The sequence below is a fragment of the Burkholderia sp. AU18528 genome, assembly GCF_002223215.2.
GTDB lineage: Bacteria > Pseudomonadota > Gammaproteobacteria > Burkholderiales > Burkholderiaceae > Burkholderia > Burkholderia semiarida.
This window is the reverse complement of sequence record NZ_NKFC02000007.1, coordinates 531325-547911: the sequence shown is the minus strand read 5'-3', so window position 1 is coordinate 547911 and position 16587 is coordinate 531325. Positions and strand designations below refer to the sequence as shown.

Here is a 16587-nt window from a genome sequence, read left to right as displayed (position 1 = left end):
ACCGGCATATCGAACGCCGGCCGTCACCCGGCCGGGTCTTCGACATACCCCTTGCGCAGTTTCTCCGTCACCAGTTTGTCCATCTCGCGCTGTGCACGCTCGACGGTTTCGAATTGCTTGAGGTTGGCTTGTCCGGTCGATCCGATCCGACCGTACGTCACGTTCAGCTCCGTGCCCCTCAGGCTGGCGCGCCAGAATTTGCTGGAAGCGCCTTGCTCGAATCGCAGCGATCGCACGCGTTCCGTCGGTACCACGGCGGCCGCCACGGCCTCCTTCTGCCCAGTTGCCTCCTCCGGCGCGGGCGCCTGAACAGCCGGTGCCGGCAACTCGATTTCCTGGTCGAGTGCTCGATCTTGGCCATCCACGAGCATGGCCTCGATGCGTGCAAGCACGGCAGCCGGGTCATCCAGCCAGTCTTTGCCGGGGATGTCCAGCACGCGCCAGCCGAAGCCGCGCAGGATGTCGGGCCGGAATACGTAGCGCTCGGTCGTATCGGCCACGACATGGGCCGGATTGTCGAGCAGGATGGCGAGCGCGTAGTCCCGCTTCGATGAATCGACGATCGCCAGATCGCAGCGGAATTGCGAGCGCCCAACGTCGATATCGACCGGGTGACCACGCGCGCGCAACGCTTCGGCCAGCGCATCGCGAATGGCGTCAGCCGATGTCCGCCGCGTGAACGCATCGCGCGCGCCCTGATTCAGCGCACCGAGCACCGCCTGCGCACGGTCGAACTGACCCGTGGCGCTGGCCTGCGCAAATTGCAGGAAGGCCCGCAGCGCGGCCGCGCCGTCGTTGTGCACGTTGGTGATCGCCTCGGCGTGAATCGTCGAGACCACGGCCATCCGGTGCCGTGCGCGGCTGAAGATGACGTTCAGACGCTTCTCGCCGCCACGCTGGTTGATCGGCCCGAAATTCATCAGCATCCTGCCGTCGGGGCCTGGTGCATAGCAGATGCTGAGGATGATCACATCGCGCTCGTCACCCTGGACGTTTTCCAGGTTCTTGACGAACAGGCCATTGAACTGGTCATCGTCCTCGCGCACGTACTCGCGCTCGAGCCGCGCGGCGAAATCGGCGTCTTCGGCCGCCAGTGCCTCCAGCGCGGCTTCGATCGCGCTCTGCTGCGCCTCGGAAAACGCGACGATGCCGAGGCTCAGGCCCGTCTCGCGGCGCAGCATCTCGCGGACGAGCGATGCGATATAGCGCGCTTCCGGCACGTTGCTGCGCTCGACGTACACGCCGTCGTCAAGCCGGTGGAAACTGATCGGCCGAGCGAGCAGCGCATCGGCACCCACGATGCCGGCATCATCCTGAGTCGATTGCACCGACCACCCGTCCTCATCGGCGCGCTCCAGCACGCGATCGGGAATCGTAACGAGACGGCCGTCGTAGAACGCCGCATTGGAGAAGCTGATCAACGCTTCGTGCCGGCTGCGGTAATGCCACGCCAGCAGCGTCGCGGGCAGATTGCGCGCTGCCTGATTCAACAGGCTGTCGGAATCGAGGTTGATGGCGATGCGCTCGCCCTCCTCCTCGATCACGATCTCGTCCTCGCCTTCCGTGCCCGCTGCCGTGAAAAAGCTCGTGGGCGGCAGCTGCATCTCGTCGCCGACCACCACGACCTGGCGGGCCCGGCTGAGCGCCGGCACGGATTCCTCGGTCGGAATCTGGCTGGCCTCGTCGAAAATCACCACGTCGAACAGGTCGGGCGACAGCGGCAGCGTGTCGGATACGGACAGCGGGCTCATCAGCCAGATCGGCTTCAGGTCGTTGACGACCATACCCGTCTCGTCGTCGGCGAGATCGCGGATCGACCGGTGGCGCATGCTCTTGCCGAATTCGTGTTCGAGTTCACGCCGGCCGGTTGCGTAGCGCTTCTTGAAGGTCTTGCCGTCGGCATCGAGTTGCGTAGCCGACAGCGAGGACTGGCGCACGTGGTCGGCAAACTGCCGATGCAACGTCGCGCTCACTACCTGTGCATTCACGGTCAGCAATTCGCGCTGGATTCGGGCGGCAGCGCGCGCGGATTGCGCGAGCGCCGCGCCGCCGAATCGCGCGAGCACCGGATTCTCGCGCTCCAGGCGGCGCAACGCCTCGTCGGCAACGAGCGCCTCCAGCTCCGCGGGCGCGAGGTCGACCGACTGCAGCGTCGCCGCATACGCGGGGTCAGCCGCGTGCACCGCACGCAATAGCGGCAGCAAGTCGGGCAAGTCGTCCACCCCCTCCCGAAGATCACGCAGCGCTTCGGCGACTTCGGCCAGCGACACGCCGTCGTCCATGACGAGGTTGTCGCGGATGCGACGCTCGAGCTTGTCGAGCGCCTCGCGCGCGCCGGCATCGATACGCGCGGCAGCAAGCGGATCGACCGCCTGACGCAGATGCGCGATCCGTCCGCGCAGATCGCCGTCCGACGCCAGCCGAGCCTCCAGCTCGGCCAGCGCGCGCAGGAACGCCCCCATTTCGCTCACGCCATAGCGCTTGCGGCACTCGACATCGGCTGCGTCGAGTGCGGCAGCAGCGGCCTGCTCGGCGGCAAGCTGCTCCAGCACCTTGACGTAGCCGGGATGCACCGCATGCTGCGCGAAGTCGTAGCGACGCCGAAGCTCGGCGCGCAACCGCCACCATGCCGGCTGCAGCCATCGCAAAGCGGACGCCTCGAACCGGCGCGCGAGTGCGAGCGCCGACGCAGTATCGCCCGGCGACAGTTTGTCTCGCCAGTGCACGGTAGTGGCCTGTGCGGCCGTCAGCGCGTCAGCGTGCGCGGACAACGCGTCGCGGACTTCCTGCAATGCCGTCTGGGCGGACGACGCCGGATCGAGCACGTCGAGATGCGCAGCGAGGCCGGTATCGATCAGCCATTGGCAGTCGGCAGCGATCGCACATGCGCGCGACAGCGCCGTGCCGTGTCCGATCGACGCCACCGTGCTTTCAAGCACCGGATCGAGCGCGTCGAACAGCGCGTCGGCGTCCCGGCATAGCTGCTCGGCGCGCCCGAATGCCCGCTCGTCGGCCAGCAGCGCCGCCGACAGCCGCGCGAAGGGTTGTGAAGCCAGGCTATTCGCGCCGAATCGTTCGCGCATCGCACGATGCACGCGCTGGGTCAGCTCGCCATGGCGGTCCCATACGGCCAGCGCCGGCAAGCGCTCGCGCAGCGCAAAGCCGACGTCCGGCACCGCCGGCAGCGCAACCAGCCGGCGCAGCAAGGCGCGCACGCTGGCGCCCAGCGCGTCGGGCGCCGCCGCCATCGCCGCTTCGAATGCATCGATGCGCCGCTGCTGGACGTCGAGCGCATCGATCAGCGCTGCCCGCCGTGCATGAAGCGCCTCGCTGTCGTGCGGTTGGGCGATCCATCGCTCGTAGCATGTCTTCAGATCGGCGATGAACGCCTTCTTGTCCGACTGCGAATCGTGGATGAGGCAACACAGCGCGTCCAGCCCGCTCTGCTTGAGCCGGTGGAACACGACGTCCAGCGCCGCGCGCTTTTCGCACACGAACAGCACACGCTTGCCGCGCCCCGCGTAATCGGCGATGAGGTTGGTGATGGTCTGCGACTTGCCGGTGCCGGGTGGCCCCTGAATGATGAAACTGCGCTTGCTGCGCGCGAGGCTCACCGACGCATTCTGGGTCGCATCGGAAGCCACCACGTTCCACTGCTCGCCCACCGGCAGCGGCGCGGCCGCGGACGTTTCCACCTCGCGCGGCTCGATCGAGAACACCCGGTCGAACGCGGGATTCACACCGGTCTCGTCGAGCAGTTGCGCGTAGTCGCGCACCAGCGACATCTTCCTGTAGTTGAAATTGGCCAGCGTGACCTGCGTCAGGTCGAGATCCCACGCGTAGCGATGCCCGTCGGATTCCTGCAGTACGTAACCCTGCCGCTCATCGACGGCCTCCGCCGCGGCGTCGGCCATCTGTGGCCGCCGCACGCTGGCGTCGGGCGCGGCGCCGGCTTCGAAGCGTTGCGGCAGCTCGCTCGGCCGCACCCACGCCTCGAACAACGCGCGGCCGAGCGGCCGGTAGTCGTCCTGCGCATAGCTGAACGAAGGCAGCCGACCGCCGTGCGAACCACCGGCACCCGCGGCCGGCTTGCGCCGCCGGTATTGCTGCATGCGCTGCTGCGCCTTCTGGCGCACCAATCGAACGGATGCCTTGTCGACGAGCCGGAGCTCGACCGACGGTTCCGAACGCCGGATCTGCGCCAGGATATCCGCATGAATTTCGGCCAGCGTGATCTTGCCCAGATCGACCGTCTCGGGCAGCCGGATGTCGTAGAGCTGGCTCAAGTGGTGCCGCAGCACCGGATTGAATTCGGCGTCGCCGCCGGTGCACTGAATCACGTACTGATCACGCACGCCCTTGCGCTTGACGAGCTCGACCGGCAACCAGAGCAACGGCGACACGACGCGCTCGTCGGGTGCCTCCTTCAGGTTGTGCCAGCGCAGGAACGCGACCACGAGACGCAGGTTGCTGAAGCCGAATTCGGCCCGTTCGCGGCGCGTATCGGCGATCAAGCGGTCCAGCGATGCGGGCAGGTACGGTTGATCGTCGAATCGCAGCCATTGCTGCAGCGGCACGGCCTTGCCGGCCACGACGTCGGCCGCGAACGGTCCGCCCCACGTGCAGATGTGCTCCGGGCGCACGCTTTCGATCTGCAGCATCAGCGGCACGCTGGCCACGGTCAGGTTGACGGTCGCCGCAGTAGGGCGGAAATGCAGCAGCCGGTTGCGACGCGACAGATCGAACAGCCGGTCGCGAAGATGCGTCAGCACGGCACCGCGGCGCGAGGCCGTGCCCGTCGCGCCGGCCAGCGCACGCTCGACGTCCAGGCCGAGCGGTTGCTCGCGCCAGGTGCGCAGACGCATCGCAAGTGCCGCCACGTCGGTCGCACGGTCATGACGGTTCACTTCCGTCATTTCGACGATCGCCGCCGCAACGATCGGATGCAGCCGTTCGTGAAGCACGAACAGATTGCGCCGATGCTCGACGAACGCGCGCAGGTCGCTTTCGGTTTCGAAATTCAACCCGCATGCGAGGCTGGCCAGCACCATTCCTAGCATGAACACGTCGGTGATCTCGTCGTGATGCCCGATGGACCGCTCCCAACTCGCGTACCCGGGCAAATAGACGGGCCGCTCGACCGGCGCCGCCGCGTCAAGCTGCAACGCGAGATCGGTCTGGCTGTGATGGCCGTCGGGCGTGTGATCCAGCTGCAGCGCGCCGACGATGTTCAGGCCCGACGCAGGGTGCGGCTGCACTCGGTGCACCGCGCCGACATCCATCAGCGGCACCTCGCCGTCGGGGCGTCGCAGCGCCAGCCCGCCTCCCTCATCGATCACGATGCTGTCCGCGTCGAGCGCCGCCACCTTGCCTTCCGCATGCAGTTCCGCTACCTGCCCGAATAGCGGCAGCACCAGTACAAGCACGTCATCAGTCGACAATGCCGCGCCGGCCTGCGCGGCAATCAGCGTATGCAGCGTGCGCGGCACACCGTCGGCGATCCTGTCGTTCATGCTTCCTTCTCCTCGGCCAGTTGCCGCTTGTAGCGTTCGAGTTCGCGCTTGCCGAGACCCGCGTCACGCCGGAGGTTGAGCTGCAGTGCATCGAGACTGCCGAGCGCCCGCGCAACCAGGCCGGCGCGCAGCAACGCCACGTCGCGTTGATCGGGATCCGCCAGTGCAAGATCCATCATCAGTGCGTTCAGGTAGCTGCGCACGCTGTCGTCGATACCTGCGGCGTCGAAGGCGTCCGGGCCGACGACGGGTTCGTCCTCACGCCAGTCCGGGAACAGCATGCGTACCTGGGCCAGCACGGCATCGCTGGCCAGCGACGCGCCATCGAGGTAATGCGCGAGGAATCCGCGCGTCAGCGCCTGCAGACGCGCCTGGCTCGGCAGGTCGAGCCGCTCCAGCGAAAGCGGGCCGTGCAGCCGCGTGTCGATCCAGCTGTCGAGGCTCGCCTCGCCGTCCCACCACAACGCCAGCGCACGGGCACGGATGAAAGTCTCTGGGTGGCTCAATGCCGCGCTGGCACTCGATTCGTTCGATTCGATTTCGGCGGCCTGACGCAGATAAGCCGCGGCATCCACCGTGCTGATGCCCGTCTGCACCTTCACGAGGGTCGAAACCGCGGGCGCCACCGCGCCCGCCGCCAACGCGCCGCCCCGATCGGCAAAGAGCTCGGTGTGCAACGCATAACGCCGAAACGTCTCGCGATGGCTGTCGGCTCCCCCGGGAGCGGCCGCCGCATCGTTAAGGACCCTGTCCGCCGTCAGGAATCGGCCGTCGTCGAGCGACCACAGCAGATAGTGGGCGAGCTCGTGCCCGAGGATCGCCAGCAGTTCCGGCGGCGCCAGCCGCTCCAGCACGGGACCCTGCAACAGGATGTGGATCTCGCCCGGCACGAATACGAGCGACGCATTCATCTGGGTGCCTGGCGACTGATAGAGCGTGGCCGGCACGTCGATGATCCCGAGCCGCTCCATCGCCAGCGCCAGGGCGGCATGGACATCGCCATGCGCGTCGGCGTCGATCCGGTAGGTTTCGCGCAGCAGCGAAGCGCGCAGCGATTCGAGCTGTTCGACATGCGTCGCGCGCTCGCCGGTCCAGCGCCAGACGTCCGGCTCGTGCCGGCGCAAATAGTCGGCCACGGCTTCGTGGTACGCGAGTGGCGCCAGCGCGTGGCGATTCGGGGCGTGAGAGTCCATGCGAGGCACTCCGGTAGGGAAGTACCGATTCTACCGACGGAATACGTCGCCGCAACTGTCGAAAAGCGCCTTATCGAGGTCGCTGCTCAGAACGGTGCGCGCAGCCGATCGATTCGACGGTGACGATCGCACGCGCGGCGTTCCCTCACCGCTCGTCGCCGATCCCACCCATCAGCGTCATCAACTGCTCGCGCAGCCACCGGCTCCCCTGATCCTGGTCGGCGCTGCGATGCCAGTAGCAGAAGTAGTCGAGCCGCGGCATCTCGAACGGCAGTTCGAGAATCCGCGCCGGATAGCGTTGCAAGAGCCGCAACGGCGCGGTCAACGCGAGATCGCCGCGCATCGCGATCAGCGGTGCGACCATGTAGTGCTGCACGCGCATCTGGATGTTGCGGCGCAGCCCGAGCCGCGTCAGTTCCGCGTCGACGTGCCCGCTGCCCTTGCGGCGGCTCGACACGTGGATGTGCCCCATCGACAGGTAGTCGTCCATGGTCAGCGTGTCGCCCTTGAACGGATGATCGTCGCGGATCATGCACGCGTAGCGGTCCTGCACGAGCAGCGCCTGGTGCAGATGCGGATCACCGATCAGCGGCGCGTCGATCGCAATGTCGACGGAGCCGTTCGCGAGCGCGGTCGCGACTTCGCGGCGGTCCATCGTATAGCTGCGCACGTGCATGCCGGGCGCATGCGCCTGCAGCAGTTCGCCGAGCGCCGGCAGCAGCAGCGCTTCGGTCAGGTCGCTCATGCTGAGCCGGAACACGCGCTCCGAAGTAGCCGGATCGAACACGTCGCCTTCGTGCGCGCTCGAATCGAGCAGTTGCAGCGCCTCGCGTACGCGGCCGACGATGTTCTCGGCCATCGGCGTCGGCATCATCCCGGCCGGCGTGCTGACGAACAGCGGATCGTTCAGCGTCTTGCGCAGTCGCGCCAGCGCGTTGCTGACGGCCGGCTGCGTGAGGTTCAGCACCTCGGCCGCGCGCGTCAGGTTGCGCTTGTTGTAGATCGCCTCGAATACGACGAACAGGTTCAGATCAATCTTCGAAAGACGCATCGCCGAATCTCCTTGCCGAGATCTTACGGCGGGCGCCATTCGTTCGTCCACGTCGCGCCGCTCACCCGCGCGGCGGCGGCGTCAGGTACGGCGCGGTCGCACCGGGTTCGCCGTCCTTGATCTCCATCCGCGCGATCGCCTGCAGGTGCACCTCGTCCGGGCCGTCGGCGAAGCGCAGCGCGCGGCCCCAGGTCCACAGGTCGGCAAGCGGCGTATCGGGGCTCAGGCCCGCCGCGCCGAATACCTGCATCGCGCGGTCGCACACGTCCGTGTAGACGGTCGGCACGAGCGCCTTGATCATCGAGATTTCCTTGCGCGCCGCCTTCGCGCCGACCTTGTCGATCATCCACGCGGCCTTCAGCACCAGCAGGCGCGCCTGGTCGATCTCGATGCGCGAGCGCGCGATCCATTCGCCGACGGTGCCGTGCCGGTTCAGCGGCTTGCCGAACGCGACACGCGACTGCGCGCGGTCGATCATCAGTTCCAGCGCCAGCTCGGCCGCGCCGATCGAACGCATGCAGTGGTGGATGCGGCCCGGCCCGAGGCGGGCCTGCGCGAGCGCGAAGCCGCTGCCTTCCTCGCCGAGCAGGTTGCGCACCGGCACGCGCACGTTGTCGAACGTGATCTCGCAATGCCCTTCCGGCGCATGGTGATTGACCACCGTGATGTTGCGCACGACCGTCACGCCCGGCGTGTCGCGCGGCACGAGGATCATGCTCTGCTGCTGGTGCGATTCGGCCTCGGGATCGGTCTTGCCCATCACGATGAAGATCTTGCAGTTCGGATGCGCGGCGTTCGTGATGAACCACTTGCGGCCGTTGATCACGTACTCGTCGCCCACGCGCTCGATGCGGGTCGTGATGTTGGTCGCATCCGACGACGCGACGTCGGGCTCCGTCATCGCGAACGCCGAACGGATTTCCCCGCGCAGCAGCGGCAGCAGCCACTGTTCGCGTTGCTCGGGCGTCGCGAACATGTGCAGCAGTTCCATGTTGCCGGTATCCGGCGCGTTGCAGTTGAACACTTCCGACGCCCAGCTCACGCGCCCCATGATCTCGGCGAGCGGCGCGTATTCGAGGTTCGTCAGGCCCGTGCCGGGCTCGTCGTCCTTCAAATGCGGCAGGAAGAGGTTCCACAGCCCTTCCGCTTTCGCGCGTTCCTTCAGTTCCTCCATGAACGACACGGGATACTGGCCCGCATGCACTTCGTCGTTCCACTGACGGATGCGCGGCACGATGTGCGCGTCCATGAATGCCCGCACGCGTTCGCGCAGCGCTTCCACTTTCGGGGTGTAGCCAAAGTCCATGATCGACTCCTCGAGATTGCGTGTTTCCGTTCGTCCGGTTCAGAAGGCCGAGACGCCGCCGTCGACGGCGACGGCCTGCCCGGTCAGATAAGTGTTTTCCTTCGCGCACAGCGTCAGCATCGTCGCGACGATTTCGTCGGGCCGGCCGAGCCGCTTCATCGGCGAGCCCTGCGCGAGGAAATCCTGGCGCTCGCCGATGTCGCTGTCCGTGACCATCGGCGTCGTGCTGTAGAACGGACACACCGCGTTCACGCGGATGCCGTGGCGCGCGTATTCGAGCGCGGCCGTCTTCGTGAGCCCGACCACCGCATGTTTCGACGCCGCGTACGCGGCCAGCTTCGGCGCGCCACCGAGGCCGGCCATCGACGCGACGTTCAGGATCACACCTTCGCGCTGCACGAGCATCTGGCGGATCTGGTGCTTCATCCCGAAGAACACGCCCTTCGCATTCACCGCGAAGCTCAGGTCGAGGTCGGCTTCGTCGGTGTCGATCAGCGCCTTCATCGGCGGTGCGATACCCGCGTTGTTGATGCCGACGTCGAGCCGCCCGAAGCGCGCGACGGCTTCATGCACGAGCGCTGCGACGTCAGCTTCGATGCGCACGTCGCAGCGCTGCGCGATCACGTCGGCGCCGCCCGCGCGCAGCGGCGCGGCCACGCGTTCGAGCGCTTCGCCGTTCAGGTCGCCGAGCGCGAGCCGCGCGCCCATCGCGGCGAGTTCGCTCGCGAGCAGCGCGCCGAAGCCGCTCGCGGCGCCGGTGATCATCACGGCCTGGCCCGCGTAGCTGTCGAGTCTCATCGCGCGCTCAGATCGTCAGGCCGCCGTCGACGACGATGCATTCGCCGTTCGTATAGCTCGCCGCGTCCGACACGAGATACAGCACGGTGCCGGCCATTTCGCGCGGCTCCGCGTGGCGGCGCAGCGGAATCTTCGCCTTCCAGGTCTCGTAGATGTCCTTGTCGGCGAACAGCGCGCCCGCGAACTTCGTCTTCGTGAGGCCCGGCAGCAGCGCATTCACGCGGATGCCGAGCGGCCCGCATTCCTTCGCGAACGCCTTCGTCATGTTGACGACGGCCGCCTTCGTGATCGAGTAGATGCCTTGCCGGTCGCCCGGCTGCAACGCATTCACCGACGCTGTGTTGACGATCGCGCCGCCGCCGTGCGTCTTCATCAGCTTGCCGGCCTCGACCGACATGAAGAAGTAGCCGCGGATGTTCACGTCGACGGTCTTCTCGTACGCGGCGAGATCGGTATCGAGGATGTGCCCGAAATACGGGTTCGCTGCCGCGTTGTTCACGAGGATGTCGAGGCGGCCGTGCTTGTCGCGGATGTGATCGAACGTCGCGGCGATGTCCTCCAGCCGCCCGACGTGGCACGGCAGCGCTTCGGCGCGACCGCCCGCCGCGATGATTGCGTCCGCAACCGCCTGGCAGTCGTCGAGCTTGCGGCTCGACACGATCACGTGCGCGCCCTGCTCGGCGAGCAGCTTCGCGATTTCCTCGCCGATGCCGCGGCTCGCGCCCGTCACCAGTGCGATCTTGCCCGTCAGGTCGAACAGGTTCGTTGCCATGTTGCTGTGCTCCTCCATTGATTGTGTTGTCGTGTCGCCGCTCGACGAGCGTCGCAATCGCGACGCTTCGCGGCGACGTCAGCGATGCGCGTCGATCACGCCGACGGCGAGTTCGGCCAGCCGGCCGGCCATTTCGCCGACGCGCAGCGCCTGCTCGCTCGATGCGTTGCCCTGCAGCGCGCGCGCCTTCACGCCCTGCGCGATCGCCGCGAGCCGGAAGAAACTGAAGGCGAGGTAGAAATGCCAGTCGCGGATCGGCGCGATGCCGCGCAGTTCGCAGTAGCGCGCGACGATCGCCGCTTCGTCGGGAATCCCGAGCGCCACGCGATCCTGGCCCGCGAGCCCGCGTACCTGCCCGCCGGACGGCAGCCGCAGGCACATGCAGAAATACGCGAGATCGGCGAGCGGATTGCCGAGCGTCGACAGTTCCCAGTCGAGCACGGCCTGCACGCGATAGCCGTCGCGCGCGAACATCAGGTTGTCGATCCGGAAATCGCCGTGCACGAGCGCCGGCCGGCCCGTGTCCTCGGGGCACGCTTTCGGCAGCCAGTCGATCAGCGTCTCCATCGCGTCGAGGCGCCCCGTTTCGGCCGCGCGATACTGCTTCGTCCACACGCCGATCTGCCGCTCGAAGTAGTTGCCGGGGCGGCCGTAATCGGCGAGGCCCACCGCTTCGACGTCGACGTCGTGCAGCGCGGCCATCGTCTGCAAGAGCGCGTCGTAGCAGGTCGCGCGCTCTGCCTTCGGCAGTTCCGGCAGCGCGGGATCCCAGAAGATCCGGCCATCCTCGAAACTCATCACGTAGAACAGGCTGCCGATCACGTCGCGGTCTTCGCACAGGTGATACGGACGCGCGACCGGCACCGCGGTGCCCGACAGCGCGGTGAGCACGCGGAATTCGCGGTCGACCGCGTGCGCGGATTTCAGCAGTTCGCCCGGCGGCTGGCGGCGCAGCACGTAGCGGCCGCTCTTCGCATTCAGCAGGAAAGTCGGGTTCGACTGGCCGCCGGCAAACTTCTCCGTGTCGACCGGGCCTTCGAAGCCCGGCACGTGCGTTTCCAGATAGCGCGTGAGGCGGGCTACGTCGAGTTGCTGGGAAGGGTTCGTCATCGTCGCGATCGTTCGTGGGTCAGCCGTAGGTGCGCAGCGCGTGTCGTTCGGGATCCTCCAGATGCGGGATGCCGTTGAACGACGCGAGGTGGAACGCGTCGGCGTTGAAGAAAAACTGCGAAAGACTGCTGTTGCGGATCTGCAGGTTCAGCGCGATCGCGCTCGATGGCGGCGCCGCGAGCACCTGCTGCACGGTCACCGCGATCGGGCCGCCGGAGCTCACCGCCAGCACGCGCCGGCCGCCGCCTGCGCGGATCGCCGCGCGTGCGGCGGCCACGCGCTGCTGGAAATGAGCCCACGTTTCGGGCGCCGCATCGCCTAGCTTGTCCTCGGTCCACAGTTGCAGCACCTGCCGCAGCGCGCGAAAGTGCTCCTTCATCGAGCCGGCCGCGAGCCGCGCGATCTCCGGGTAGTCGCTGGCGGCTGCCGCGAACAGGCCGTGGAAATCGTATTCGTTCAGGCCGGGATGTCGGTCGACCGCGACGCCTTCGCGGCCCATCCCGCGCAGGATCGCGGCGACCGTCTGCGCATGACGGTTCATCGTGCCGCAGATCACGCGGTCGAACGTCAGGCCCTGCCGCGCGAAGTATTCGCCGAGCCAGGCGCCCTGCTGGTCGCCCGCCGCGGAAAGCCGGTCGTAGTCGTCGGTGCCGAACGACGCCTGCCCGTGCCGTACCAGAAAGAGTTCAGCCATTGCACTCGCCCGAGGAAAACCGAAGGCCCAGCATAGCGACCGGGCGGGCATTTTTGAAATTTATTTTTTGAATCATCGGGTATTCATCGTGTGAATTCAGAACATTCAAACGACGCCCTCGCGCCGCCTTTCATCGGCCACCGCGTCGCGGCACGCGAATTGCGTCAGCCCACACCGTGTCGAATAAATCCAGGAGGGATGCGATGCTCGGTACGATCCTCATCATCGTTCTGATTCTGCTGCTCATCGGAGCATTTCCTGCATGGCCGCATAGCCGAAGCTGGGGCTACTGGCCATCGGGGACCGTCGGGCTGATCGTCGTCATTGTCGTGATACTGGTGCTGCTCGGTCGGATCTGACGCTCCGGCACCGGCGAGGGGACGCGTCACAGCCGGCACGGGTGCGTGCCTTCCGCAGCCTTCGCCGTGGATTCTTTACACGACGAAGCCCGCGAAGACATGCACCCGATGCCGTCGACGCGGCCCGTTACTGGCCGCCCTCCAGACGCAACTGGAGCCTGCTCTTCACCGACGTCACGCCCGGTACCCGGCGGGCCGCATCCACCGCGGCCCGATCCTGGGACTCGTCGGTGATCTGCCCGGCCAGCGTCACGTCGCCCGTCTTCGCGTTCGCGAACACGGTGACTTGCGCATGGCCGACGCCGGGCGCTCTGACGATCGCCTGGCGAACCTTCTTCGCGAATGCACGGTCGGCCGCGCGTTCGGCCTTCTTTGCCGCGCGTGGCGACGCGGGCGCCGACGCCGCCTGCTCGGCGGGTGCGGCGGCCGTGGCGGACTGCGCATGACCGGCCAGCGGCGACAACGCAACGAAACCTGCAACGACGATTGCAAAACGGGACTTCATCGGATTCTCCTGGACAGGAACGAACGGGTACGACGAATGGGCCGGCCGTCAGGCCGTGACACCGGACAACCCACGGGCGCGGTCGCGCCCGTGCGGCGCCGTGAGCGCGTCAAGCGCACGCACGTCGGCTTTCAGCGCGGGCGACAACGTCGCACGCAGATGGTCGAGGAAAGTGCGGACCTTCGCGTCCACGAAGCGGCGCGACGCATACATCGCGTACACGTCGAGCATCGTCAGCCGGTAGTCCGGCAGCACGCGCACGAGCCGCCCGCTGCGCAGGTCGTCGATCGCCGAATAGATCGCGAGCGAGCCGATGCCGAGTCCCGCACACAGCGCGATCGACAGCGCTTCCGGCGCATTCGCGTGAAACGGCGCGGCCGTTACCGCATGCGACGCGGTCTGGCCGCCGGGGCCGTGCAGCAGCCATTCGTCGTTCGCTTCCGCCGGCGTGTCGAGGCGCAGGCAGGTATGGCGCGCCAGGTCGGCGGGCACGGACGGCGCGCCGTAGCGGGCGAGGTAGGCCGGCGACGCGACCAGCACGCTGAAAGACGTGCCGCATGAATGCGCGATGCAGGCGGAGTCGGGCAGGCTCGCGGCCGTCACGACCGAGACGTCGTAGCCTTCCTCGACGAGATTGGGCATCCGTTGCGAATAAGTCATCTCGATGGCGACTTCGGGAAAGCGCGCCCGATAGGCGACCGCCGACGCGGTCACGTGGCTCTGTCCGAGCCCCGGCATCGTATGCACGCGCAAGCGTCCGTACGGACGGATCAGCGCGTTCCGGGCCTCGGCATTCGCCTGGTCGACCTCGCCCAGGATCGATTGCAGGCGCTCGAAATAGCGGCGCCCGCTGTCGGTCAGCGCGATTTTTCGGGTGGTCCGGTTCAGCAGCCGAATCTGCGCATACGCCTCCAGGCTCGCGACGGCCCGCGACACCTGCGCGGTCGCCATATCGGCCTGTTTCGCGACGGCGGTGAAGCTGCCGGCCTGCACGACGCGCACGAATGTCCGCATGTTTTCGAGCATGTCCATTTCGATTGATCGTCCGGTCCGGTGCTGCATCCATGCGACGCGCCGGCGGGGCGCGGCGGCGCATTCGATGTCGTCGATTGTCGGGCCATCCGCGCCGCGGCTTCAGCCCCCCGACCGGGGGGCTGAAGCGTCGGCCGATCATGTGGAATGCTTGGCGTTTGCATCGACGGCCGCCCGAATCGAACGATCCGCGGCCGGCGTCGCCAGCACGATCTTGCCGATATGCCGCCCCGAATCCATCAGCTCGTGCGCCGCGCGCGCGTCGCGCAGATCGAACAGCCGATAGACCTGCGGCTTGACCGTGCCTTGCCGGATCAGCGGCCACACTGCCTCCTCGAGCTCGCGAATGATCTGCGCCTTCTCCGCGTAGGTGCGCGAGCGCAGCGTCGAGCCGATGTGCGTGAGCCGCTTCGTCAGCATCGGAAACAGGTCGAGCTCCTTCGCGGGGCCATTGATCACGCCGATCTGCACGATGCGCCCGTTCATCGCGGCCGCCGCGAAATTACGCGCGACGTAGTCGCCCGCGATGATGTCGACGACCACGTCGACACCCTTGCCGCCCGTGAAGCGCGCGACCGCGTCGACGAAATCCTCGCTGCGATAGTCGATCGCGAGATCCGCGCCGAGCCGCATGCTCGCGTCGCGCTGCGCGTCCGACCCGACGGTCGTGACGATCGACGATGCGCCGAACGCCTTCGCCAGCATCGTCGCCGTCGTGCCGATGCCCGACGCGCCGCCGTGGATCAGCACGCTTTCGCCGGCTTTGAACCCACCGCGCTGAAACAGATTCAGCCACACCGTCATGAAGGTTTCCGGCAGCGCCGCCGCCTCGGCCATCCCGAGGCCGTCGGGAATCGCGAGCGTGTTGCTCTCGTTCGCCACCGCGTATTCCGCGTAGCCGCCGCCGGGAATCAGCGCGCAGACACGATCGCCGACGGCGAACCGCGTGACGTCGCGCCCGATCGCGACGACCTCGCCGGCGATCTCGAGGCCGGGAATGTCGGACGCGCCAGGCGGCGGATCGTACAGCCCCTTGCGCTGGAATACGTCGGGGCCGTTGACGCCGGCCGCGTGAATCCGGATCAGCACGTCGCCGGGGCCAGGCGCCGGTACGGCGCGGGTCGCGGGCACGAGCACGTCGGGGCCGCCGGGACGCACGATTTCGATCGCCGTCATGTGAGTGGGAAGGGCGTTCGCGTCATCAGTCACGATATGATCCTCAACGTTCGTCGATGCGCGGCCGATTCGCGGGCCATCCCCGAATCGCGGCATCGCCATGTAAGTGAAGCCAGTCTATGGGCGATGCCGCGTGCGGGCACGCAGCGAATTACCGGTCGGGGAATGCAAAAATGCATCAGTCGGGACACACGATGAACTGGGACGACGCGCGCGTCTTTCTTGCGATCCATCGCGAGCGCACGCTGCGCCGCGCGGCGCGCACGCTCGGCGTCGATCAGGCGACGGTCGGGCGGCGGCTCGCGACGCTCGAGCACATGCTCGGCGCGACGCTGTTCCTGCGCTCGTCGAAAGGCTATCTGCCCACGCCGGTCGGCGAACTGGCGCTGCGCGCCGCCGAGGCGATGGAGCAGCACGCGCACGAGCTGGTGCGACTGACGCAGGGCATCGACCGGCGGCTCGCCGGCGAGGTGAAGATCACGACGACCGACGCGCTCGCGATCGAGTTCGTGATGCCGTCGATCGCGCGGCTGCACGCGAAACATCCCGACGTCTCCGTCGCGCTGAACACGTCGACGCACATCCTGAATCTCGCGAAACGCGAAGCCGATATCGCGATCCGCACGGTGCGGCCCGAGAACCCAGATCTGGTCGCGCGCCGTCTCGCACGCTGGGACATGGGCCTGTTCGCGTCGCCCGACTATCTGCACCGGCACGGCGAACCCGAGCGCGGCCGCGCGTTCGCGGGCCACGACCTCGCCGTCTACCAGCCGTACGTCGACGCCAGCCGCAAGCCCACCCTCGCCGGCGAACAGATCGACGGCGGGCGCATCGTCACGCGCACGAACTCGAACCTGATGCTGCGCGCGGCGCTGCGCGCGGGCCTCGGCGTCGGCGAGATTCCCGTCCACATGGGGGAGCGCGACGGGCTCGCACGCATCTGGCCGGACCGCGTGCGGGAGTCGCCGTACGAGGTCTGGCTCGTCACGCACCGCGACCTGCGCCACACCGCACGGATCCGCGCGGCGATCGACGAGATCGTGGCCGCGTTCGCCGCGCACGGCTGACGCGGGCGGCG

Annotated in this window: 13 protein-coding genes; 2 read left to right on the top strand and 11 right to left on the bottom strand. The window is 67.5% G+C overall.

The window, feature by feature from the left end:
* Positions 1 to 23 precede the first annotated feature (23 nt).
* The 8 genes from CFB52_RS29215 to CFB52_RS29180 form a co-directional block, all read right to left on the bottom strand.
* Positions 24 to 5513, bottom strand: coding sequence for an AAA domain-containing protein (locus CFB52_RS29215; protein WP_099318174.1), 5490 nt, complete (start codon positions 5511 to 5513; stop codon positions 24 to 26).
* On the bottom strand, positions 5510 to 6706 hold the full coding sequence (locus tag CFB52_RS29210) for a M48 family metalloprotease (RefSeq protein WP_099318173.1): 1197 nt from the start codon (positions 6704 to 6706) through the stop codon (positions 5510 to 5512). The genes CFB52_RS29215 and CFB52_RS29210 overlap by 4 nt, the downstream gene beginning before the upstream one ends.
* Positions 6707 to 6851: 145 nt before the next feature.
* On the bottom strand, positions 6852 to 7757 hold the full coding sequence (locus CFB52_RS29205) for a LysR family transcriptional regulator (protein WP_099318172.1): 906 nt from the start codon (positions 7755 to 7757) through the stop codon (positions 6852 to 6854).
* 61 nt (positions 7758 to 7818) lie between these two features.
* Positions 7819 to 9063: an acyl-CoA dehydrogenase family protein gene (locus CFB52_RS29200; protein ID WP_089465897.1), complete on the bottom strand. Its 1245-nt coding sequence runs from the start codon at positions 9061 to 9063 to the stop codon at positions 7819 to 7821.
* 39 nt (positions 9064 to 9102) lie between these two features.
* A complete protein-coding gene (locus tag CFB52_RS29195) occupies positions 9103 to 9861 on the bottom strand; it encodes an SDR family NAD(P)-dependent oxidoreductase (RefSeq protein ID WP_059574762.1) in 759 nt (252 codons plus the stop codon).
* A gap of 7 nt (positions 9862 to 9868) precedes the next feature.
* Positions 9869 to 10633: an SDR family oxidoreductase gene (locus tag CFB52_RS29190; RefSeq protein ID WP_059574764.1), complete on the bottom strand. Its 765-nt coding sequence runs from the start codon at positions 10631 to 10633 to the stop codon at positions 9869 to 9871.
* A 78-nt stretch (positions 10634 to 10711) separates the two neighbouring features.
* Entirely contained in the window at positions 10712 to 11743 is a 1032-nt protein-coding gene (locus CFB52_RS29185) for a phosphotransferase (RefSeq protein WP_059574766.1), read from the bottom strand.
* Between the two features lie 19 nt (positions 11744 to 11762).
* Positions 11763 to 12437, bottom strand: coding sequence for a histidine phosphatase family protein (locus CFB52_RS29180; RefSeq protein ID WP_059574768.1), 675 nt, complete (start codon positions 12435 to 12437; stop codon positions 11763 to 11765).
* Positions 12438 to 12640: 203 nt separating this feature from the next.
* On the opposite strand from CFB52_RS29180, the gene CFB52_RS29175 reads away from it, so the two are divergent.
* Positions 12641 to 12796 (top strand): DUF3309 family protein, encoded by a 156-nt coding sequence (locus CFB52_RS29175; RefSeq protein ID WP_006483086.1) that lies wholly within the window; start codon positions 12641 to 12643, stop codon positions 12794 to 12796.
* Positions 12797 to 12923: 127 nt separating this feature from the next.
* On the opposite strand, the gene CFB52_RS29170 is transcribed toward CFB52_RS29175, so the two are convergent.
* The 3 genes from CFB52_RS29170 to CFB52_RS29160 all read right to left on the bottom strand — a co-directional run bounded on the left by CFB52_RS29170 (position 12924) and on the right by CFB52_RS29160 (position 15611).
* Complete coding sequence (locus CFB52_RS29170) at positions 12924 to 13301, bottom strand: BON domain-containing protein (protein ID WP_099318171.1); 378 nt, start codon at positions 13299 to 13301, stop codon at positions 12924 to 12926.
* 48 nt (positions 13302 to 13349) lie between these two features.
* Positions 13350 to 14333 (bottom strand): LysR family transcriptional regulator, encoded by a 984-nt coding sequence (locus CFB52_RS29165; protein ID WP_099318170.1) that lies wholly within the window; start codon positions 14331 to 14333, stop codon positions 13350 to 13352.
* A 138-nt stretch (positions 14334 to 14471) separates the two neighbouring features.
* A complete protein-coding gene (locus CFB52_RS29160) occupies positions 14472 to 15611 on the bottom strand; it encodes an NAD(P)H-quinone oxidoreductase (protein WP_179231808.1) in 1140 nt (379 codons plus the stop codon).
* Between the two features lie 92 nt (positions 15612 to 15703).
* On the opposite strand from CFB52_RS29160, the gene CFB52_RS29155 reads away from it, so the two are divergent.
* On the top strand, positions 15704 to 16576 hold the full coding sequence (locus CFB52_RS29155; protein ID WP_099318221.1) for a LysR family transcriptional regulator: 873 nt from the start codon (positions 15704 to 15706) through the stop codon (positions 16574 to 16576).
* Positions 16577 to 16587: the final 11 nt, after the last annotated feature.